21 protein-coding genes are annotated in these 21469 nt (G+C 40.7%); 13 read left to right on the forward strand and 8 right to left on the reverse strand.

The annotated features are described in order from the left end of the window. Positions 1-209 precede the first annotated feature (209 nt). Together B3D47_RS05715 and B3D47_RS05720 are read right to left on the reverse strand one after the other, a co-directional pair. Entirely contained in the window at positions 210-764 is a 555-nt protein-coding gene (locus B3D47_RS05715) for a thermonuclease family protein (protein WP_108675274.1), read from the reverse strand. Positions 765-996: 232 nt separating this feature from the next. Beyond that, entirely contained in the window at positions 997-1914 is a 918-nt protein-coding gene (locus tag B3D47_RS05720) for a LysR family transcriptional regulator (protein ID WP_005222303.1), read from the reverse strand. Between the two features lie 91 nt (positions 1915-2005). Here B3D47_RS05720 and B3D47_RS05725 point away from each other — a divergent pair, with 91 nt between their 5' ends. The 5 genes from B3D47_RS05725 to B3D47_RS05745 all read left to right on the forward strand — a co-directional run bounded on the left by B3D47_RS05725 (position 2006) and on the right by B3D47_RS05745 (position 6415). Beyond that, the gene (locus tag B3D47_RS05725; protein WP_004895058.1) at positions 2006-3247 is read left to right on the forward strand and encodes an acyl-CoA dehydrogenase family protein; all 1242 of its coding nucleotides are present in this window, start codon (positions 2006-2008) and stop codon (positions 3245-3247) included. A 50-nt stretch (positions 3248-3297) separates the two neighbouring features. Next, on the forward strand, positions 3298-4419 hold the full coding sequence (locus B3D47_RS05730) for a phosphotransferase family protein (protein WP_184104669.1): 1122 nt from the start codon (positions 3298-3300) through the stop codon (positions 4417-4419). Continuing rightward, on the forward strand, positions 4416-5114 hold the full coding sequence (locus B3D47_RS05735; protein WP_005222301.1) for a histidine phosphatase family protein: 699 nt from the start codon (positions 4416-4418) through the stop codon (positions 5112-5114). The genes B3D47_RS05730 and B3D47_RS05735 overlap by 4 nt, the downstream gene beginning before the upstream one ends. A gap of 36 nt (positions 5115-5150) precedes the next feature. Next, positions 5151-5894, forward strand: a complete 744-nt coding sequence (locus B3D47_RS05740) for an SDR family oxidoreductase (protein ID WP_005222300.1) — start codon at positions 5151-5153, stop codon at positions 5892-5894. 179 nt (positions 5895-6073) lie between these two features. Further along, positions 6074-6415: a hypothetical protein gene (locus tag B3D47_RS05745; protein ID WP_005222299.1), complete on the forward strand. Its 342-nt coding sequence runs from the start codon at positions 6074-6076 to the stop codon at positions 6413-6415. Positions 6416-6548: 133 nt separating this feature from the next. On the opposite strand, the gene B3D47_RS05750 is transcribed toward B3D47_RS05745, so the two are convergent. Continuing rightward, positions 6549-7079, reverse strand: a complete 531-nt coding sequence (locus tag B3D47_RS05750) for a hypothetical protein (protein ID WP_184104671.1) — start codon at positions 7077-7079, stop codon at positions 6549-6551. Between the two features lie 270 nt (positions 7080-7349). Here B3D47_RS05750 and B3D47_RS05755 point away from each other — a divergent pair, with 270 nt between their 5' ends. The 3 genes from B3D47_RS05755 to B3D47_RS05765 all read left to right on the forward strand — a co-directional run bounded on the left by B3D47_RS05755 (position 7350) and on the right by B3D47_RS05765 (position 10055). After that, the gene (locus tag B3D47_RS05755; RefSeq protein WP_004895036.1) at positions 7350-8411 is read left to right on the forward strand and encodes a fatty acid desaturase; all 1062 of its coding nucleotides are present in this window, start codon (positions 7350-7352) and stop codon (positions 8409-8411) included. A 313-nt stretch (positions 8412-8724) separates the two neighbouring features. After that, entirely contained in the window at positions 8725-9435 is a 711-nt protein-coding gene (locus tag B3D47_RS05760) for an SGNH/GDSL hydrolase family protein (protein WP_004895034.1), read from the forward strand. A 35-nt stretch (positions 9436-9470) separates the two neighbouring features. Beyond that, positions 9471-10055: a uracil-DNA glycosylase family protein gene (locus B3D47_RS05765; protein ID WP_004895032.1), complete on the forward strand. Its 585-nt coding sequence runs from the start codon at positions 9471-9473 to the stop codon at positions 10053-10055. 143 nt (positions 10056-10198) lie between these two features. Here the strand turns inward: B3D47_RS05765 and B3D47_RS05770 are convergent, their stop codons facing one another. The 3 genes from B3D47_RS05770 to B3D47_RS05780 form a co-directional block, all read right to left on the reverse strand. After that, entirely contained in the window at positions 10199-10726 is a 528-nt protein-coding gene (locus tag B3D47_RS05770; protein ID WP_051005992.1) for a hypothetical protein, read from the reverse strand. Positions 10727-10851: 125 nt separating this feature from the next. Continuing rightward, positions 10852-11289 carry a hypothetical protein gene (locus B3D47_RS05775; protein ID WP_017401702.1) on the reverse strand — a complete coding sequence of 146 codons (438 nt, stop codon included), beginning with the start codon at positions 11287-11289 and terminating at the stop codon, positions 10852-10854. Between the two features lie 186 nt (positions 11290-11475). After that, on the reverse strand, positions 11476-13032 hold the full coding sequence (locus B3D47_RS05780; RefSeq protein ID WP_004895026.1) for a phospholipase D-like domain-containing protein: 1557 nt from the start codon (positions 13030-13032) through the stop codon (positions 11476-11478). 123 nt (positions 13033-13155) lie between these two features. Between B3D47_RS05780 and B3D47_RS05785 the strand changes: the two genes are divergently transcribed. From B3D47_RS05785 to B3D47_RS05805, 5 genes are all read left to right on the forward strand, one after another. Continuing rightward, the gene (locus B3D47_RS05785) at positions 13156-14268 is read left to right on the forward strand and encodes an S-(hydroxymethyl)glutathione dehydrogenase/class III alcohol dehydrogenase (RefSeq protein WP_004895024.1); all 1113 of its coding nucleotides are present in this window, start codon (positions 13156-13158) and stop codon (positions 14266-14268) included. Between the two features lie 205 nt (positions 14269-14473). Then, positions 14474-15004: a hypothetical protein gene (locus tag B3D47_RS05790; protein ID WP_004809525.1), complete on the forward strand. Its 531-nt coding sequence runs from the start codon at positions 14474-14476 to the stop codon at positions 15002-15004. A gap of 521 nt (positions 15005-15525) precedes the next feature. Then, complete coding sequence (locus B3D47_RS05795) at positions 15526-16575, forward strand: 3-deoxy-7-phosphoheptulonate synthase (protein WP_004809523.1); 1050 nt, start codon at positions 15526-15528, stop codon at positions 16573-16575. Between the two features lie 244 nt (positions 16576-16819). Further along, the gene (locus B3D47_RS05800) at positions 16820-17998 is read left to right on the forward strand and encodes a PilT/PilU family type 4a pilus ATPase (RefSeq protein ID WP_004809521.1); all 1179 of its coding nucleotides are present in this window, start codon (positions 16820-16822) and stop codon (positions 17996-17998) included. 409 nt (positions 17999-18407) lie between these two features. Continuing rightward, entirely contained in the window at positions 18408-19613 is a 1206-nt protein-coding gene (locus tag B3D47_RS05805) for a PilT/PilU family type 4a pilus ATPase (RefSeq protein ID WP_048881092.1), read from the forward strand. Between the two features lie 58 nt (positions 19614-19671). Here the strand turns inward: B3D47_RS05805 and B3D47_RS05810 are convergent, their stop codons facing one another. Continuing rightward, a complete protein-coding gene (locus tag B3D47_RS05810) occupies positions 19672-20850 on the reverse strand; it encodes an MFS transporter (protein WP_286860513.1) in 1179 nt (392 codons plus the stop codon). 230 nt (positions 20851-21080) lie between these two features. Beyond that, positions 21081-21455, reverse strand: coding sequence for a glycine cleavage system protein GcvH (gcvH, locus tag B3D47_RS05815; RefSeq protein WP_004809515.1), 375 nt, complete (start codon positions 21453-21455; stop codon positions 21081-21083). Positions 21456-21469 lie beyond the last annotated feature (14 nt).

Genomic DNA, 21469 nt, shown 5'->3' on the forward strand with positions numbered 1-21469 from the left:
TTTTGCCTACTTTGAGTTTTTCCAAAGTAAGGTTCTGCCTGCACACAGCCACTTAGACTTTTAAAGAGAAGATAAAGCTGTGCAATACATAATTATAAATATTTATGAATATCATAAATTTAAAACATTATTGAGTTGCTATGATGACCTAATATATATCCTGATTAAAATTGTGGGACGGTAGTGAGCCAAAAGGCTCTTTATTCTGCTCAGGATTTTTTCTGTTTACGGTAAATACTTGGTCGTACCGGGTGTGTGCCGCGCCAGAGACCTTTCTTATTTTTCTTGGCATTGCTTTGCAGGCTCATCAGATAGGAGAGGTGTTTCTTGTCACGGATATATTCTTCATAAACCCAAGCTGCACCACGCTTGATGAGTTCTTCATTGACATTTTTACGACGTCGGTAAATGACTCCAACACAGCGTCCATAACGGTCAATATCGGTAATTTGCACACGGACCAGTCTATTCTTGATCATTTTTGCGACCAGCTGCTGGGATTCCTTGCCATAGGCCTGACTGGATTCAGGTGCATCCACATAGGCAAAGCGTAAGCGGGTTTCTGAACGACGGATATTGAAACGATAGCAGGTGAGGGTGTCGCCATCGCTGACGGCCTTAACTCGACACCAGTATTTTTTGCCTTTTTTGAAGGGGCGGAACAGTTCTTGTAAAAACACCACAAGTTTGTGCAGCAAATAATAGGAGAAACATAGAGCCACAAGGCCAAGTACAATTTGCCAAGAAGTTGAGAGATGCAACAAAATTAAAATCCAGAAGAAGCGCAGTCAGGTGAAGAAATAGCTGACTTATAAAGTGTTCATTCTAGATCAAAGCCTCACGTCTTAAGGCTCTGTAACCGTTTATACGAAGATTTTTTAAGCAAACAAAATAGCCTAAGCAAATAACAAAAAAACAAGCTGCGATTCTTAGGAATAAACTTTTAAGGCTCCATAAATAGCCTAAGCATTTTTAAAATTCACTTATAAAAATAGCCTAAGCAAAAATTTTATTAATCTCACTCCGTAAAAATTGATGTCTCTTATTCTCTTGTAAATCCTTATACCAATACATCCCCATATTAATTTTTTGCAGTTTTACAGGGACTTCAAAAATTTTCAGGCTTTTATCAATATGCAAATGATTTAAAACATTTCGGGGAATGGTGAGCATCGCTAAGGGATGCTGCTGCAAAATCTGTAACGCCGTCGAGTAATGCTGACAACGCAGGAAAATCTGTCGAGATAGTTGATTACGGCTTAAATACAGATCTTCAACTAATACGCCAGTCCGGCGCGAAGACACACCAATATGTGGGGAGGCGAGATAACTTTTTTCCGTGACTTGTTGCTGTTGAGTACAGACGACAAACTCATCCTGATCCAGTAATTCAAACTGGATTTTGTCGCCCAAAGGCTGTTCCAGATCGATCACAAAATCAACTTGCTGGGTTGCCAAATCAGAAACAATATTCTTTCGGTCCAGTTTAATACTGACAAACTGAATATCTAGATTAAAACGCTGAAAATGTGCGACCAGTTTTGGCAAGATCATCGGTTCAATTTCATCATGCACAGCAATCTTTAGATTTTGTACCAAGGTTGGCTCAAATTGCTGGTTCTGGATGGAAATATTCTGGATGGTGATGAGGGCATGTTTAATTTCTGAATAAATCTGTTCCGCAAACGGCGTTGGCTGCATTTTACTGCCAGTCCGTACAAACAAATCATCCTGCAGATGCTGTCTTAGACGCTGTAAGGCATGACTGGCAGCAGACTGGGTAATTGACAGGATTTGGGCAGCCCGGGAAATACTTTTCTGTTCAAAGACAGCAACAAAAAGTGGATATAAATTGATATCGATCCGATGGAAACTGCGAAGATCAATACTGTTTTCATTATGAATCTGTTGCATATTAAACTATGGAATAAAATCATTTTATTCATAATAGGTTTTAGGTTAAGGTCTTGTAAAGCAGAATAATCATATCCAGAGGAAAGTTGCCATGTTTGAGCTATCAGCACGTGCACAGGACTACGTTGAACGCACCAGAAAATTTATTAGAGATGAGATCGAGCCAATTGAGGCAGATTTCTGGCATCAGGTGCATGAGCTGAATCAGGGCGGTGACTGGACCAAATGGCAATGGCCGGCTGAACTGGAAAATTTAAAAGCCAAAGCCAAAGCAGCAGGGTTATGGAATATGTTCCTGCCATGTGCTGAATTGGGTCAAGCATTGTCGGTCAATGAATATGCGCATATTGCTGAACTGTCTGGACGTAGTCTGATTGCACCAACGGTATTTAACTGTAATGCTCCAGATAGCGGCAATATGGAAGTATTATGGCGTTATGGATCTGAACAACAAAAACAGCAATGGCTCATGCCGTTATTAGAGGGAAAAATCCGCTCGGTATTCTGTATGACTGAACCCGCAGTGGCCTCCAGTGATGCCACCAATATGCAGGCAACGGCGGTCATTGAAGGTGATGAAATTGTATTAAATGGCCGTAAATGGTGGTCATCTGGTCTGGGTGATCCAAATGCCAAAATCATTATCTTTATGGCACATACTCCCGATGAAACTAAAGACCGTCATCATCAGCATTCCATGGTTTTAGTTCCAGTCGATACTGCGGGCGTGAAAATCGAGCGTATGTTGCCCGTCTTTGGTGATTATGATGCTCCACATGGCCACGGCGAAGTTAGTTTTGATAATGTGCGGGTACCAGTATGCAATTTTATTGGGGGCGCTGGTCAGGGCTTTGAAATTGCCCAAGGTCGTTTAGGCCCAGGTCGTATTCATCACTGCATGCGTTGTATTGGTGCAGCAGAAAAATCTCTGGAACTGATGATTGACCGTGGTATGAGCCGCACGGCGTTTGGTAAAGAAATTTTGAAACTGGGTGGCAATCTGGAACGGGTCGCAGAAGCACGGGTTGCGATTGATCAGGCGCGATTATTAACCTTGTATGCTGCCTATAAAATGGATACTTTAGGGAACATGGCGGCTTTGACAGAAATCTCGGCCATTAAAGTCGTGGCACCAAGTGTGCTGGAAAAAGTCGTGGATATGGCAATCCAGATTCATGGTGGCGCTGGTGTTTCACGTGATACACCATTGACCGGATTCTTTGCCCAAGCACGTGCGCTACGTTTGGCAGATGGCCCGGATGAAGTACATAAGGGCATGATTGCAAAATTAGAGTTGGCAAAACGTGGTTATAGTACGCGTCGTAAAAAATAAGTCTTAAGTTTAAAGATATTTAGATAGTAAAAAGATTTTAAGGAAATATTATGGCAGTCATTGATGTCGGTGGAAAAGTTCGTGAGGGTGAAGAACTGGATGTCCGCGCTATAGGAAACTGGCTGATTGAACACGGTGAAAATATTAAAGGTCCAGTTGAAGTCACTCAATATTCTGGTGGTGCGTCGAACTGGACTTATCGGCTGAAATATAGCAATGCCGATTTAATTCTGCGTCGTCCACCTAAAGGCACCAAGGCCAAATCTGCACATGACATGGCGCGTGAATATCATGTGCAACGGGCACTGGCTGATCACTATCCAGTTGTTCCGGAAATGTTGTTGCTATGTCAGGATGAATCAGTGATTGGCTGTGATTTCTATGTGATGAAACGCATTGAAGGCATTATTCCACGAGCGAATTTGCCCAAAGATCTGGACTTCAGTGAAGCTCAGGTACGCGAACTTTGTATCAATGTCATTGATAAACTGATCGAGTTGCATCAGGTTCCTTATCACGGTACTGAACTGGAAAAGTTAGGCAAAGGTGAGGGTTACTGCCGACGTCAGGTAGAAGGTTGGGATAGCCGTTATGACAAAGCTAAAACGATTAACGTACCTTCATTCAAGTACGTACGTAACTGGTTAAAAGATAATATTCCTGCCGATTCTAAAACCTGTGTGATTCACAATGACTGGCGTTTTGATAATGTTATTCTGGATCCTGACAATCCAACACAGGTGATTGGGGTACTGGACTGGGAAATGGCGACTCTAGGCGATCCACTTATGGACTTGGGTTCTGCCTTGGCTTATTGGGTGGAAGAGACTGACAATGCAATTTTTAAGGCAACCCGCCGTCAGCCGACCAATCTAAAAGGGATGTTTACCCGTAAGGAGGTTGTGGATTACTACCTGGAAAAAACTGGATTACAGCCAGAGAATTGGACCTTCTATGAAGTATTTGGCATTTTCCGTTTAGCGGTAATTGCCCAGCAGATTTATTATCGTTACTACCATAAACAAACCAATAACCCGGCGTTTAAAGATTTTTGGGTGGTAATTCATGCATTGCATATCCGCGCCTTAAAGCTGATTGGCAAACAAAAGATCGAAGCCAATGATCTTGCCCAGAAGTATATGAACAAATTTAAAGAGTTAATGCCAAAATGACCACCATTTACCTGATTCGACATGGCCAGGCATCTTTTGGAGCAGAAAGCTATGATCAGCTTTCTCCCAACGGTGAGCTGCAAGCCAAGTTACTTGGACGTTATTTCGATTCTATTCTTAAAGAAGCACCTGTGGTGATGGCTGGATCAATGCAACGTCATCAGCAAACAGCGCAATTGTGTCTGGATGAATGTTTTCCTGAAAGTGAATTGATTACCAATTCTGCCTGGAATGAATTTAATCATACTCAAGTCTTTGCCAGGTATGAGCCGCGATTTAATCAGCCGGAATTATTAAAAGAAGATGTGGCACAACATGCCAATCCTCGAGCGTATTTAAGCAAAATCTTTGAAGGGGCAATTGAACGCTGGACGGGGGGAGATTATCACCATGAATATGAAGAATCCTGGCCAGACTTTAAAAACCGTATTGAATCTGCATTGCAAGATCTATGCAATGAACTGGCTGAGAAAAGACCGCGCTATGCTGTAGTGTTTACTTCGGGTGGCGTTATCTCTGTGGCAGCAGGGAAAATTCTAGGCTTGAGTCCGAGCAAAACTTTTGCCTTAAACTGGGCCATTGCCAATACCAGCATGACGACTTTGCGTTTGGTGGGTAATGAACCGCAGTTACTTAGTCTGAATGAACATCATTTTATTAAGGCAAATCAACCAGAATTACTCACCTGGATCTAAAAGATCTGGAACAAAATGATTTTAAAGGAATAAAAAATGGCTAAAACAATTCTAATTACCGGGGCAAGTTCCGGAATTGGTGCAGGTATGGCACGTGAATTTGCACAAAAAGGTTATAATTTGGCAATCTGTGCGCGTCGTATGGAACGTCTGGAAGCTTTAAAGCAGGAACTGGAAAACCAGTACGGGATCAAAGTGATTGCCAAAACCCTGGATGTGACCAACTATGATCAGGTCTTTGAAGTATTCCGTGCCTTTAAGGAAGAGTTTGGTAGCATTGACCGAATTATCGTGAATGCTGGCGTTGGTGAAGGTCGTCGTATTGGAAAAGGTAACTTTGCTATTAACAAAGCTACGGTGGAAACCAATTTTATTTCTGCCTTAGCCCAGTGTGAAGCTGCAGTGGAGATTTTTCGTGCGCAAAACTCAGGTCATTTGGTCATGATTTCATCCATGAGCGCAATGCGTGGTATGCCAAAACACCTGACCGCCTACGGGGCTAGTAAGGCAGGAGTCGCGCATCTGGCAGAAGGAATTCGTGCAGAGCTGATTGATACACCTATTAAAGTGACGACGATCTTCCCGGGTTATATTCGTACTGAAATTAATGAAGGTGCGAAAAAACTGCCTTTTGAGGTAGACGAAAAAACGGGTTCGCGTTTATTGGCTGCTGAAATTGAAAAAGCGCCGGTTAAAGCGTATGTACCAAAATGGCCTTGGTTACCGTTGGGCTTGGCTATGAAAGTATTGCCACTAAAACTGGTGAATAAACTAGGATAATTCTTGTTTGGATGATCAAAAAGCTCCTAACGGGGCTTTTTTATTTTTGGAATTGAAACATTTTGACTTTAAAAATTAAGAAAATAATGTCTGGAAATTATTTTTTATAAATATGATTATACATTATGGTTTAGCATAGCTAAGGGTTGGTGAATATATGTATATGGGCTTATAACCAAATGAAAAAATTAGCTTTTATCATTATTCTGGTATTGACAGCAATGCCATATGCTCAAGCAGCATCTGATGAAGGAAAAAATCCGGATACGACCCGATTGTGTGAGGGAAAAGGACCTCATGTAAAGCTTACGGTTAAAATTGAGGGTCATACCATAAAAGGCTCATGTCAGATCGGCTTTAAACCTGCTCAAGTAAATGCCTTGGACTATGAAGCAATACGCGCTCCCGCTGTGCAAAATGCATGTAAGAGCAAAGCACGTGGTTCGACTCTTGTCATGAATGTAAATGGTGAACAGATACCGGGTAAATGTGATCTAGTCTTTAAAAGCAATCATTTCTAATAAATTCAACGATTCATGTGACATCACTATTTAAGTTTACCTAATAGATTTTTATTTTAAATCAAAATATTTAATAAAATTTTGATCATTTAAAGGGAATATAGATTCTGACTCTATATTCCTTTAGATATGTTTATTGATATGGGAAATAGTCAAAACAATTTACATTAGACTGATTAAGACGTTGTTGTTCATACACCATTTCTTTACGTTGCTCATCATAGTAGTTGTGTTTTTCCGAAATTGTGGCTAGTAGTGAAGCAGGTAGGTCTTTTCTATTCCTGTTAGCGTCTAATTGCATAACATTTATAGCAGCTATAGCTGCACTTTCTGCTTCACATAAAATTTTTGTCTTTTTACTAAAATGTAGGTCATCCCGATTTGCTTGAACATACTCAGCGATTTTTTTATCATACTGTTTTTCGTAATAATTTAAAGCATGTATGATTTGCCCTGCTGTCATATTTACGGTAATTTGAGGCTTTGTATTAGTCTCCTGACCAATAACTTTTCCTCTCATTAATTCAGGATTATTAGTCTGAAGCATTGGGTTTAAAACATAAGTATATAAACCATCTTTAACTTTTCCCCAATTAATACCTTCCGCGAGAACCGTTGAGCTAACAGTTAGAGTTAGTGCTAAAATAGCTAATTTAATTTTCATAAATATAAGTTAAGTTATTGGAAAAAAATGAAGTTATATTTTAATATTCAACTTTATATGTATGAAAATTCACCTTTAGTCTAGGAATATATCTACTAAATTATTTAAAAGTGAAATCGCTTAAATAAAATACAATATTATTAGAGTGAAATTTATTTTGTAACAACTGCTGTTTTTCTAAACATCCTGCTTTGAAAACTAGAGATATCAACTTTTATTTTCCGTATTTTCCTTTAATGTACACCTGTCCATAAATTAAAGGTTGTACATATGTCTTCATCCTCGGATATGACCAGTCAGCAGCGGATTGCCAAAGTCAGAACTGTGGTCATGCAGGCTGGCGAGGACCTGCGAGCACGATATCCCATCCTGAAACATCAAAATTTCATTGGTGCGAGTATTCTGACTTTTGCCTGGTCAGGCATGATTATATCTGCGTTGGCCTTTTATTATGGATATCTGACCGCATGGATCACCATTCCACTGATTGCCATATTTGCATCCTTAACACATGAATTGGAACATGATTTGATCCATTACATGTATTTCAAAAAAATGCCATGGGCACATCATTTAATGCTGGCTTTGGTATGGTTGGCACGTCCGAATACGATCAGTCCGTGGGCACGTCGTCGCCTGCATCTACATCATCATAAATATTCAGGGACTGAAAGTGACTTGGAAGAACGTGGTATCAGTAATGGTATGCCGTGGGGGACTCGACGTATTTTAGTGATCAGTGACCAGTTGATGTCAGTCTATCTGCGGCCATTTCAGATGTTCAAAATGATCCACCTGTTTCTGGAAAAGCAGCCTGAAAAAGAACGTAAAATTGCACAAATTTCACAGCTGCTTGGCTTTTTGCCTTTAAGTATTGTTTACTACGGTTTGTGTTATGTATTTGCAGTATTTCATATTTCCAATGCGATCGTACCCATGTTTGGTTATGAAATGCTGTGGTCACAAAGCATAATCGAGGCCATGCCATGGGTTAATTTAATGGCAGTCATTTGGGTGCTTCCCAACTTTATCCGTTCTTTTAGTTTACAGTTTGTCAGTTCAAATATGCATTATTACGGCGATATTGACCCGCGTGATGTAATCAAACAAACCCAAGTCTTGAACCCATGGTGGATGATGCCATTTCAGCTATTCTGCTTTAACTTTGGTGCAACACATGCGATCCATCATTTTGTCGTAAAAGAGCCATTTTATATCCGTCATATGACTGCCAAGACCGCACATAAAGTCATGAAAGAAGTAGGTGTGCGCTTTAATGATATTGGAACATTCCGTCGTTTAAATCGCTGGAATGAAATCAAAGCTAAGTAAAATAATAATGAAGTAAAATCCTGCTATAAGCGGGATTTTTTTATTTCTATACTTTAATTTTAATACAGAATTATTAAGAAGAATTTTAAGCGGTATATATTGATATTGTGTTTTAATTTTTTGATTATTAATTGTTTTTTATAATAATGGCGAATACTTTTTTAAAATACTACAGCCATTATTAGGGGACAAGGCATAGAAATGGATAGAAATATAAATATGTGAATATTCATAAAAAGTGACTATTAAGTTGTTACTTGAAGATTATAAACTGGGGTAAAATTAATCCTATCCTTATATAAATTAATCCATTATGTTGCTCAAAGCTGCTACGATTGCCTTAATACCTGCTCTAGTCATCCAGGGTAATCGCGTCAAGAAAAAAACGCTACGATTACCAGAACCTGCTGGGGAACGCGAAGGTTTGATTGGGCAAGGGAAACCTTTATCCATCCTGATTGTTGGAGATTCGGCAGCAGCCGGTGTCGGGGTAGATCATCAAGAAGACGCATTAACTGGGGCAATCTTAAGTCAGCTCCAGCAAGATTATCAGATTCGCTGGAAACTTCAGGCGAAAACGGGAGATGCGACTTCCAACGTCATTCGCGTATTAGAAAAAATTCCGGCTGAACACTATGATGTTGTAGTGACTTCAGTCGGTGTAAATGATGTTACCAAGCTGATACCCGCAGATGTGTGGATTAAAAAGCAGCAGAAACTTTATCAGGCGATTGAAAGTCGCTTTAGTCCTGAGTTAATTATCGCGGCCGGTGTTCCACCAATGAACATGTTCCCGGCTTTACCAAATCCATTAGCTTGGTTATTTGGTCATTATGCCAAAGCCATGAACTCTGAGCTGGAGAAATTTGTCAGCAAGAAAGCCAATATGCAGTGGATTGAGTACGATATCAAACAATATCAGGCACTCAATCTGGAAATGGCCAAAGACGGTTTTCACCCGAGTAAAGAAGTTTATACGCTTTGGGGACAGGAAGTTGCTACAAAAATCCGCCAAAAATTTTAGAATAGAATTTCTATACACTAATTTAGTGGAATTTTATGTCGGATATTGAAACCCATCCTCTAGAACCTTTTTTACCGGAAAATTCCAAACTTCTGATGATGGGCAGTTTTCCGCCACCAGAAACACGTTGGAAAATGCGTTTCTATTATCCAAATTATCAAAATGATATGTGGCGGATATTTGGTTTAATTTTCTTTCATAATAAAGATTACTTTCTGGATATTGCCAATAAGAATTTTCAGGAGATGCTGATTCGGGAATTTTTGCTGGAAAAAGGTATTGCGATTTTTGATACGGCGTATCAGATCCGGCGATTGAAAGGGAATGCTTCAGATAAATTTCTGGAAATTGTTACGCCAACTGACCTCAACAAACTGCTTGTTCAGATGCCTTTATGTCATAGCATTATGACCACAGGCGATAAAGCGACCGAAACCCTGATGCTATCCATGCCTGAAGGCACAGAAAAACCTGCTATCGGGCAGCCGAGTAAAGCACATTTTGCTGGACGTGAACTAAAACTCTATCGAATGCCATCATCATCACGAGCCTATCCATTGGCTTTGGAGAAAAAGGCGGAAGCCTATCGGCAATTGTTTAGAGATGCTGGACTGATTTAGGTTTTAGCAATAAAGGTGAATGCAATACTTATACTGTTTACGTTAAATCTATCTTGATTGAAGCACATATTTCATTTTGGGATTAAGAAAATAAAATGCATGCATATTTATAGTTAATTACCAACTAATAGTAAGTATTAAATCTATGTATCCGGCATCATTTGTGGATATTCCACCCATTTAAAACCATGCGCCTGAAAATCCCGAACATGGCTAAAGTCAGACCAGATCAGGCGGCTGCCTTTGGTCCATCTTAATAGTTTTATTCTACGATGGACCAGCTCCAGTTCAGTTTCAGTTGCAGGTCGCAGTTCACTGATTTCCGCATATAAACGTACTCCTGGATAACTGCTAAATTTACCGCTCATTAAAGATTTTAGCCAAAATGACTGGCTACTATTTACTGCTTGAATACACGCTTTCGAACTATGTGGAAGGTTCTGTTTCAGGCTGGTACAGTAGCGGTCAAAGAAAAAGCCTGTGGGTTTATATTCATGTAAAAATAAAGTGCCGATGGGACTGCTTGTAGGAAATCCATCAGAGGTGATTGTAGATACCGAGCAGTGCATGGCAGCACGCTGGGCATCAGCAAAGACATTCCGGATCTTAAGCCAATCTTGAGGCTGAATATTTACCATCATAAGGTTATCTTCATTTTTTATTATTTTCATTAACATAGCATAGAGCATATATAAAATTGCCGAGACATTACGACTTACCATTCATCTCTATAGAAATTTTAAAATAAAAAAGGCGATTGAATCGCCCTTAAATGTTTTAGTGATGGCTTTAAATATTAACCATCATATTCCACATAATCCCAAAGATTTAAACGAGATTTAATTTCACGACGAATATTCGGTAATAAAGGCAACAGCGTGCCATCGATCCATAAACTCAAAGCTTGTGAAGATAGTAATTGTTGCTGCTCATCAACCAGTTTCGCACCTTTGACGACGACCAAAGTTTCTTCATTGACTTCAGTTTCTACACCTTTAAAGAGCACCTGCAGATCATAGCCAGAATCCTGAATCAGCCATTCCATTTCAATCTGGATATTTTCATTGGACTGGATGATAACCTGACCTTCAATCACTTCTGTATCAGAAATACAATCATGCTCTACACGGATTTTGGCGAGAAACCATTCCTGAGCGGATAATTCTTGAAGGGTTTTGTTTGGTGTGAGGATATCACTTAACTTAAACTGGCGGCTTAAATCAAAAAATTGCATGGGAGTGTGGCGAAAAAACTTCGCATAAAACTGGAAAAGTGTAATTTTAAGGCAATCTAGAGCTGTGGTACAGATCATGACAGCATTGATCGAATAAACGTCTAAAACCTGCACGATTTTCAATTAATCCTAAAATTAACAATCTCTAAAATGAGGTGGAAATTCAATTTTGTCATCTGTTTGTCATTACATTGCCCATTCAGCCGGAAAAGTCGTGACCAAATGCATCATAAAACGCTGGAATCGGGTTGTTTCAGGATCATGGGTAAATTTTAAAATTTTTCCGTCTTTCTGTTGGTCCAGCCAGATAATTTCCCCTTTATCATTCAGCTTAAGTTGATAAGCAATACGTGGCAGATATTTATCTAACGATGCTGCAATTTCATTTTGAAGTTTCTCTGATTCGATCACCAGTCCGACTTCAGTATTCAGGCGTGCTGAACGGGGATCAAAGTTAAAAGAGCCGATAAAGACTTTGCCATCCGCATGGAAAAACTTGGCATGCAGGCTGGAGCTGTTTTTATTTTTAGCTGGAATCACATTACCTGTCATTTTTTCATACCAGGTACGTTCCCGACGTTCGATATAAGGTTTAAATTCCCAGATTTCTATACCATTTTTGAGCAATTGATTACGGTATTGCTGATAGTAGGCATGTACCACAGGCACATCATTCGCCAAAAATGAGTTAGTGACTACCCGAATTTTCAAGCCATTTCGGGCACGCTTGCTCAGATAATCTGTTCCCCATTGGGTGGGAACAAAATAGGAAGACACCAGGTCTAACTGATTTTTTGGTTCACCCATCAGATCTAACATCTGGGTATAGATGAAGTCTTCATCATTTATCGTGTGACGTGCTTTTCTGGGGGAATCGGCAACAAAGTGCGCACTGGCCCATTGCACAGGTTGTGACTGTAATTGTTTGGCAATTTGTTGCTCGGCAATATTGACGCGACGCTGGGTTTCCTTGGCATCCAAACGGGTTTGAGCAAATAATTTTCTTAATTCAACCAAATCATCCGGTTTAGACCTTTCCTCTAAGATCTGCTGGATATCATAACTCAGCGTATCATTCCAGAAGTCGATAAAAGACTGGTTGGCATCTGTGACCGCATTGCCGGCAAAGAAAATATCGACATCGGTAAACTGAAAATCATTGCTGGCTTCAAAATATTCACTGCTGATATTACGGCCACCGGTGACAGCCACACTGCCATCGGCAATGATCAATTTATTGTGCATACGGTGATTCACTTTCTTTAAACGCAGCCCATAATCTAGGGCGCGAAAGTGACGAAATTTATAAGGATTAAATAATTTGGTTTCGATATTAGGATGTTGGCTCAGCGCAAGCAGTTTATCATCCAGCTGAGTACCATTCTGGTCATCAATTAATAGCCGGACTTTAACTCCGCGATCGGCGGCATTCAGCAACTGGGACAATACCAGATTGCCAATAAAATCATCGTTCCAGATATAATATTGCAAATCAAGATGATGCTTGGCGTGATTGATTAGGTGTAGCCGTGCTGCAATACTCATGAAACCGTCATATAGCGGTAAATAAGCGGTTAAACCTTCCTGAACATTTTCCCGGGCTTCGGTTTTTTGAATCCAGTGCTGGGATTGTACCGGTGTAATTTTTGCTTTAGTCGATGTGTTTGGATCTAACTCACAGCCTGTCAAAAAAATGGATAAGCTAATAAAACTGATACAAAGTATTTTAGTTCGGTGAGTCATTGAGTTTCCATTAATTATTTGGCTTTATTCTTCCCATATTAAGGATGTTAATGGTTGAATCTCAGAATAGAAAGAGGTTACTGTTAGTCATCTGTTAAATCAGCAAACAAAGGATAGTTTTAAATGAAATCACGTGCAGCGGTAGCGTTCGGTCCAGGCGAGCCATTACAGATCGTTGAAGTTGATGTCGCACCACCGAAAGCTGGCGAAGTTCTGGTAAAAATTAGCCATACGGGCGTGTGTCATACTGATGCCTTCACTTTATCTGGTGAAGATCCTGAAGGTGTATTCCCGGCAATTCTGGGCCATGAAGGTGCAGGTGTGGTGGTTGAAGTAGGTGAAGGTGTCACCAGCTTAAAACCAGGTGATCACGTGATTCCTCTATATACTGCTGAATGTGGTGAATGTCTGTTCTGTAAATCTGGAAAAACTAACCTGTGTGTTGCTGTACGTGCGACTCAGGGTAAAGGGGTAATGCCGGATGGCACCACGCGTTTCTCTTATAATGGCGAGCCAATTTACCATTACATGGGCTGTTCAACATTCTCTGAATATACCGTGGTTGCTGAAGTTTCTCTGGCGAAAATCAATCCGGAAGCAAATCATGAACACGTTTGCTTATTAGGCTGTGGTGTCACTACAGGTATTGGTGCAGTACATAACACAGCAAAAGTACAGGAAGGCGATACGGTTGCAGTATTCGGTCTGGGTGGTATCGGGTTGGCAGTAGTACAAGGTGCCCGTCAAGCCAAAGCCAGCCGTATTATTGCAGTAGATACCAATGCTGACAAATTTGAACTGGCAAAACAGTTCGGTGCAACCGACTTTTTAAATCCAAAAGACTATGACAAGCCAATTCAGCAAGTCATTGTGGAAATGACAGGCTGGGGTGTAGATCATTCATTTGAATGTATCGGTAATGTCGACGTAATGCGTTCTGCACTGGAATGTGCACACCGTGGCTGGGGTCAATCAGTCATTATTGGTGTCGCTGGTGCAGGTAAAGAAATTTCGACCCGTCCATTCCAGCTCGTGACTGGTCGTAAATGGATGGGGACGGCATTTGGTGGCGTAAAAGGTCGTTCACAATTGCCAGGAATGGTTGAACAGGCCATGAAAGGTGATATCCAGCTGGAACCATTTGTAACCCATACCATGCCGCTTGAGCAGATTAACGAAGCATTTGATCTGATGCATGAAGGCAAGTCGATCCGTACAGTGATTCATTTTGACTAAGCGGATTAATTTTAAAAGACCGGTAAATACCGGTCTTTTTTATGTTTATTTATTTTAAATTGGATACATTTGCCTCTTAAACCCTCACAGAGCTTAACTGAATCCGCACAAGCCTTCTAAAGTCATTTTAGTTCAAAGCTTTATAGTGATGAAAGCATATTGATATGCGTTAAGAAAACCATTTTCAACAATAAGGATAAACTCTATGTCGAATGATAATTTTGATCGTGATTTAATCAAGAATTCTCCGAAAGAAGTACGTGATGATTTAAATGCCGATCCAATTACTGGTGAACCGGGTGCGCATCCGGTAGGTACAGGTGTCGGTGCTGCAGGCGGTGCAGCTGCAGGTGCAGCAATTGGTTCTGCTGCTGGTCCGGTTGGAACTGCTGTCGGTGGCGTAGTCGGTGCAGTGGTTGGCGGGTTAGCGGGTCATGGTGTAGGTGAAGTGGTAAACCCAACCGAAGAAGAAGCATATTGGCGTGAAAATTCATTAAATACGCCTTATTATACTGAAGCACGTACAAGTTATAGCGATCTGGATTATGATCGTGATTATCATACGGCGTATCAGGTCGGTTATGAAAATCGTGCCCATTATGATGCTAACACCCGTTTTGAAGATGCCGAATCCGATTTAAGAATCAAATGGGAACAGGTAAAAGGCGAGTCACGTTTGAACTGGGAGCAGGCTAAATATGCGATCCGCGATGCCTGGAACCGTGTTTCACGTTGATTCTGCTTTAATAATGAGTCACTGAATCTTGACAAGGTCTGAGGTAGCTTCAGATCTTGTCAAACTTTGGTATAGCTATGACAAATAGGTGGATTGATAAATAAAAATAGCCACACTAATAAATATTTTTTTTACAATTTTTACTTGTCAAATACTGATATACCGCGTATTTTAAATTTCATATTCACATTTTTATGAATTACATAACATGCTCAAGCAACCTGTAAACTTAAACGCTTATTATTATTTCTGGCAGTTTAGATGATTGCCTGAATGCGTTCGGGCAAGTAAAAGGTTGCCCACCCAGTTTATACCTGATCGGCAACCCTGATCAGGTTTTTTTATGCTTGTTATATTTACTAATTTTGGAGACAGCCATGACTTACTTTAACTATTCATACTTTAGCAACTTTTATTGGTTCTACTTTAACCAGTTGATGAACCTTAGCACACAGACACATAGACCCATAAAGCTCAAATAAAAGTTCGGACTGTATTGATCAGTCCAAAGGATGAAAGTCATGAATAGCGTTATTACATCACAACAACAGCAAACTGAAACTCTATTAAGCCTGCCGGCAGAATTGAAAGCACAATTGCCATTGTCTCCACAATTGGCTGAACAGATTGCCGGACAGCGACAAACCATACAGAACATTCTAGAGGGTAAAGATCACCGTCTGATGGTGATTACCGGACCATGCTCCATCCATGATGAAGCCTCCGCACTTGAATATGCAGAAAAATTAAAACAGTTACAGGCTCAAATTTCTGATCAGATTTTCCTGGTCATGCGAGCTTACATTGAAAAGCCTCGTACCACAGTCGGCTGGAAAGGTTTCCTATACGACCCTGCACTGGATGGTTCATCCAATATGCAGCTGGGTCTGCAAAAATCCCGCGAACTTTACCTGAACATTATTGGCATGGGCTTACCGATTGCTTCGGAGATCCTCAGTCCAATGGCGACGGCGTATTTTGATGATTTACTGGCGTGGGGTGCGATTGGTGCACGTACCAGTGAATCTCAGATCCACCGCGAAATTTCTAGCCAAATGCCATACAGCATCGGTTTCAAAAATGGCACTGATGGTTCGATTCAGATTGCTTTGGATGCGATTCAGTCAGCTTCTCATCCGCATCAGTTCCTGGGCATGAGCCAATCGGGTTTACCATGTATTTTAAATTCCAAAGGCAATCCAAAAGCCCATCTGATTCTGCGTGGATCAAATAGTGGTCCGAACTACCAGTTATCTGAAATCGAGAAAATCAAAGCCAAACATTCAGCGGAATTGCCAGCATTAGTGATTGACTGTAGCCATGGCAACAGTTCCAAAAATCCGATGTTACAACCGGAAGTTTTAGAGCAGATCGTGGCAGAACGCCTACAGACCAATGTTCGCGGTGTGATGCTGGAAAGTCATCTGGTTGATGGCAATCAGAAAATTTCAGATGGTATGGTTTACGGACAGTCGGTTACAGATGGATGTCTGGGCTGGACAAAAACCGAACAACTGTTGTTAAATATGACAGATTCACTGCGACTGGAAGGTTTAAAGCGTAGTGCTTAAATTTACGGTCATGCCTTTCCTCACACTGTTGGGGGAAAGGCATGAGTGAATGCTACTGAGAGGAAGACTGCTTATAAAGTTTCGATCAGCACCGTTACTATGTAGAACATACAGAATAATAATCATTAAAAATATATTTATAAATACATCAAAAAATAAGTGATTTCACAATAACAATAATTTTTCAGGATCTGCATCAAACCGTTTTATATCGCGCGATGGACATGATCTGAGGGACCTGGATATGTATACACCCGAATTGCTCGATGAAGCACGTAAATTTATGCACCATATGCTGACCAAAGTGGTTGAATATGGAGGTTCCGATCTTTTTATTACCGCAGATTTTCCACCAAGTATCAAACAGCAGGGCTTGATGAAACCTTTTGGTCAGCAAAAACTGGCAGCGGATAAAACCCGTTTGTTTGCCTATGCTTTAATGAATGAACGACAGATCAAGGAATTTGAATCAGTGATGGAATGCAATTTCGGTATCAGTGTACCGGGTGTATCACGCTTCCGGGTCAATGTCTTTCAGCAACAGCATAATGTTGGGATGGTAATCAGAACCATTACTACGGAGATTCCAAGCTTTCAGCAATTAGGACTACCAAACTCTTTGCAACAAGTGATTATGGAAAAACGTGGGCTGGTTCTGATTGTAGGTGCGACAGGTGTTGGTAAATCCACCACACTGGCAGCCATGATTGATCACCGCAATACCTATTCTGAAGGACATATTATTACCATGGAAGATCCGGTGGAATACGTGTATCAACATAAAAAGTCCATGATTACCCAACGTGAAATTGGCGTAGATTGTGTTTCTTGGCATAACGCGCTGATCAATACCATGCGTCAGGCACCGGATGTGATCGTGATTGGTGAAATCCGGGATACCGAAAGTATGGAGCATGCGATTGCCTTTGCTGAATCCGGTCATCTGTGTTTGGCCACCCTGCATTCTAATAATGCCGATCAGGCTTTAGACCGCATTATTAATTTCTTCCCGGAAGAACGCCGCAATCAGCTGTTAATGGATTTATCCGCCAATATGAAAGCTGTGATTTCGCAACGTTTGATCCGTATCGAGGATGGGCAAGGTCGTCGTGCTGCCGTTGAAATTTTATTGAATACGCCGCTGGTGTCTGATTTTATCCGTAAAGGAGATTTTTACGAGCTGAAAACTATTATGGCGCGTTCGCGTGAACTCGGCATGCAGACCTTTGATCAGGCATTATTTGATTTGTATAACCAGGGAATTATTTCTTATGACGAAGCTTTGCGTAATGCGGATTCAAGTAATGAAATGCGTTTGCAGATCAAATTAAAAAGCAGTCGCATCAATCCCGCTCTTCAGGAAGAAGGGAGTAGGATGACGATACTGGAACAATCCAAGGAAACTACACTTTCCAGAATCTGACCAGCATTTTGCTGAAATCAAGCTGCATTCAAATGCAGTTGAGTTGGATGATAAGTTTGTCCACGGTGGTTTAAAGATCACAACGCTTTAGCCATCAAGGCTTTTAATTTAATTTCCTTATTCAAAAAATAGTATAGAGCGGATTTATTTCGATGAGTTTCCAATTTACTTTCCTAAAATCTGAACTCTAATTTATCAGTAGTTATAACTATTAGATTTTAATTCCATTAAGATCATTTCCCTTTATTTTTATTTTCCTTGAATCAGGTCACAGAATTATTTGAAAAAATTATCTTTATAAATCAAATGTATTTGAGGCTTTTAAAAAAACGCTGCACAATAAAATCAAAATATATTGATATGAGTCTTTTTTTGAAGATTTATACCATTGTGCATTACAGAGGAAAATATGTTCACGGCAGAGTTATTAGAAGAAGCACGTAAGTTTATGCATCATATGCTGACCAAGGTCGTTGAATATGGTGGTTCAGACCTGTTCATTACCGCAGACTTTCCTCCGAGTATCAAGCATCAGGGATTAATGAAACCTTTTGGGCAACAGGAACTTACCCCAGAAAAAACCAAACTGTTTGCCTATGCACTGATGAACGAAAAGCAGCGTAAAGAATATGAAGCAGAACTGGAATGTAACTTTGCCATTACTGTACCGGGCGTTTCACGTTTCCGTGTCAACGTGTTCCAGCAGCAGCTCAATGTCGGTATGGTGATCCGGACCATCACTGCAGAAATTCCGAATTTCCAGAAGTTAAAATTGCCAGAGTCACTCAAGCATGTGATTATGGAAAAGCGCGGTCTGGTACTCGTCGTGGGCGGTACAGGTTCAGGTAAGTCGACTTCACTTGCTGCGATGATTGATTATCGTAATGAAAACTCAGCAGGCCATATTATCACCGTAGAAGACCCGGTGGAATATGTACATAAACATAAGAAGTCAATGATTACCCATCGCGAGGTCGGTGTAGATAGCCATTCCTGGCATAATGCCTTAAAAAATACCTTGCGTCAGGCACCCGATGTGATTCTGATTGGTGAAATCCGGGATACGGAAACCATGGAACATGCGATTGCCTTTGCCGAAACAGGGCATCTCTGTCTGGGGACACTGCATTCTAACAATGCCAACCAGACGCTCGACCGGATTATTAACTTCTTCCCGGAAGAACGCCGTAATCAGTTATTGATGGATCTGTCTTCCAATATGAAAGCGATTGTCTCTCAGCGTTTGGTCCGTACTGAAGATGGCAAGGGGCGTCGTGCCGCAGTCGAAATTATGCTGAATACACCATTGGTATCGGATCTGATTCTGAAAGGTGATTTCCATGAATTAAAAGCAATAATGGGTAAATCACGCGAACTTGGCATGCAGACTTTTGATCAGGCATTATTTGATCTTTATAATGAAGGTGCGATTTCTTATGAAGAAGCATTGCGTAATGCTGATTCGACCAATGAACTTCGTCTGCAAATCAAACTGAAAAGTACGCGTGCTAATCCAGCCATGAATAATACAGCCACCGCATTTAGTATGGTGGAAGAGAAAAAGCCGGACAATGAAACGGATGAAGATGCCAGTAGTACAGAACAAAGCTCATAAATATTAAGCATTTAAACTAAAAACCGACATGAAATAAGGTCGGTTTTTTATTGCTGGATTAAGCTATAACAGTTGTACGTTGAACCACGAATTTAAAATACAGCAGGCTCAAGGCTGTTAGAGCGGCACAAATAATAAAGGCGAAGCTAAAGCTCTGCTTGGTAATCATCATCCCAACGACTAATGAGCCAATGGCAATGCCAATGTCGTAGCAGGTATAGAAAGTCGAAGTAGCATAGCCAATCCGATGCTTGGGAGCACGTTGAATGGCGAGAGTTTGCAAGCAAGGTTGAGCACTGCCAAAACCCAATCCGATCAGTACGGCTGCCAGCATAAATCCAGTCAGGGTATGAATCTGACTTAAAACCAATAGCCCCAGACTAAAGGTAAGAACCGCAGGATAAATTACATATTGTGGACCTTTACGGTCATAAATTTTGCCAGTAATCGGGCGTAAGCTCATCATGGAAATGGCAAAAACCACAAAGAATAAGCCTGCGTACTGCATCAGATGAATTGAACTGGCAAAGGGGGCAATAAAGGACATGATGCTGGCATAAGAGAAGGATATCATCATGACCATTAAGGCAACAGTCAGGGATCTTCTCTCAACAAAATCACTTAAACCCAACTTGGTTTTTTCAGCTTCACTGTCTGGTTGTTTGACTTCTTGCACGGGAATTAGAAAGCAGAATATATAACCGATAAAGATCATGGCTACCAGTACAGCAGTCACCATGGTATAGCTTAAATAAGGAATAAGACTTAGGCCAATGAGGGGGCCGAGTACAATTCCGAGATTCACCGACATGGCATAATAACCCATGCCTTCGCCTCGGCGACTATCCGGAATAAACTGGTTTACCACAGGAACACAAACGGTAGTGAGGATACTAAACCAGACTCCATGGATTAAACGCAGGATATATAAACTGGTCATATTGCTAATAAATAAATAGCCAAGAGCAATAAAACAGAACATCGTCGCCGAGATAATTAAAGTACGGCGCTGTCCCAATTTATCAATAATCAAACCACTAAATGGGCGAATCAAGATCGCAGAAACCATGAATAGCGTCAGGGTTAATCCCGCTTGGGTTACACTGCCCCCAAGTTCTTTAAGAATATAAATCGGTAAAATCGTAGTTTGGGCAAAATAAAAAATAAACAAAAACAGATTATTTGCCAGACAAAGCAAAAAGGACTTTGTCCACAACGGCGTTACAGTTGCGTTCATCATGATCCAGAAATTTTAATGTGAAACGCTAGGCCAAAATTAGTATTTTTTTTATGGAACATGCTGAATGCGATATTCAGCAACAAAGCGCGTCACGAAGACTATATGGGAGATTATGTGAATAATACAATAAAAACCGACAAATGTGGGGTCATTTTAATATGTAAAAGGTCTTAAAAATTTAGGTATAAAAAAATCAGCCCGCAGGCTGATTCTTAAAACAGGTTAAATTAAAGGCCTGCTTCATATTCAGTATTGCTGAGCAGTTTTTCGACATCCGCGATATTATCTGGCTTGATTTTGTAAATCCAGCCTTTGCCATACGGGTCATCATTAATGAAATCCGGATCATCTTCCAGTGCCGGGTTAATTTCAACAACGATACCAGAAACAGGCGCATGGATATCTGACGCAGTTTTTACAGATTCGACAACACCTGCTTGCTGACCTGCGGTCACGTGTGAATCAAGATCTGGCGCTTCAACATAGACCAGGTCACCTAAAGCATCCTGTGCATGGTCAGAAATACCGGTCACCACAAGATCACCCTCAATGCGTACCCATTCATGTGTACTTGCGTACTTTAATTCTGAAGGATGATTCATTGATAACTCCTTAA

It is taken from the genome of Acinetobacter sp. UBA3461, assembly GCF_002381195.1.
GTDB lineage: Bacteria > Pseudomonadota > Gammaproteobacteria > Pseudomonadales > Moraxellaceae > Acinetobacter > Acinetobacter schindleri.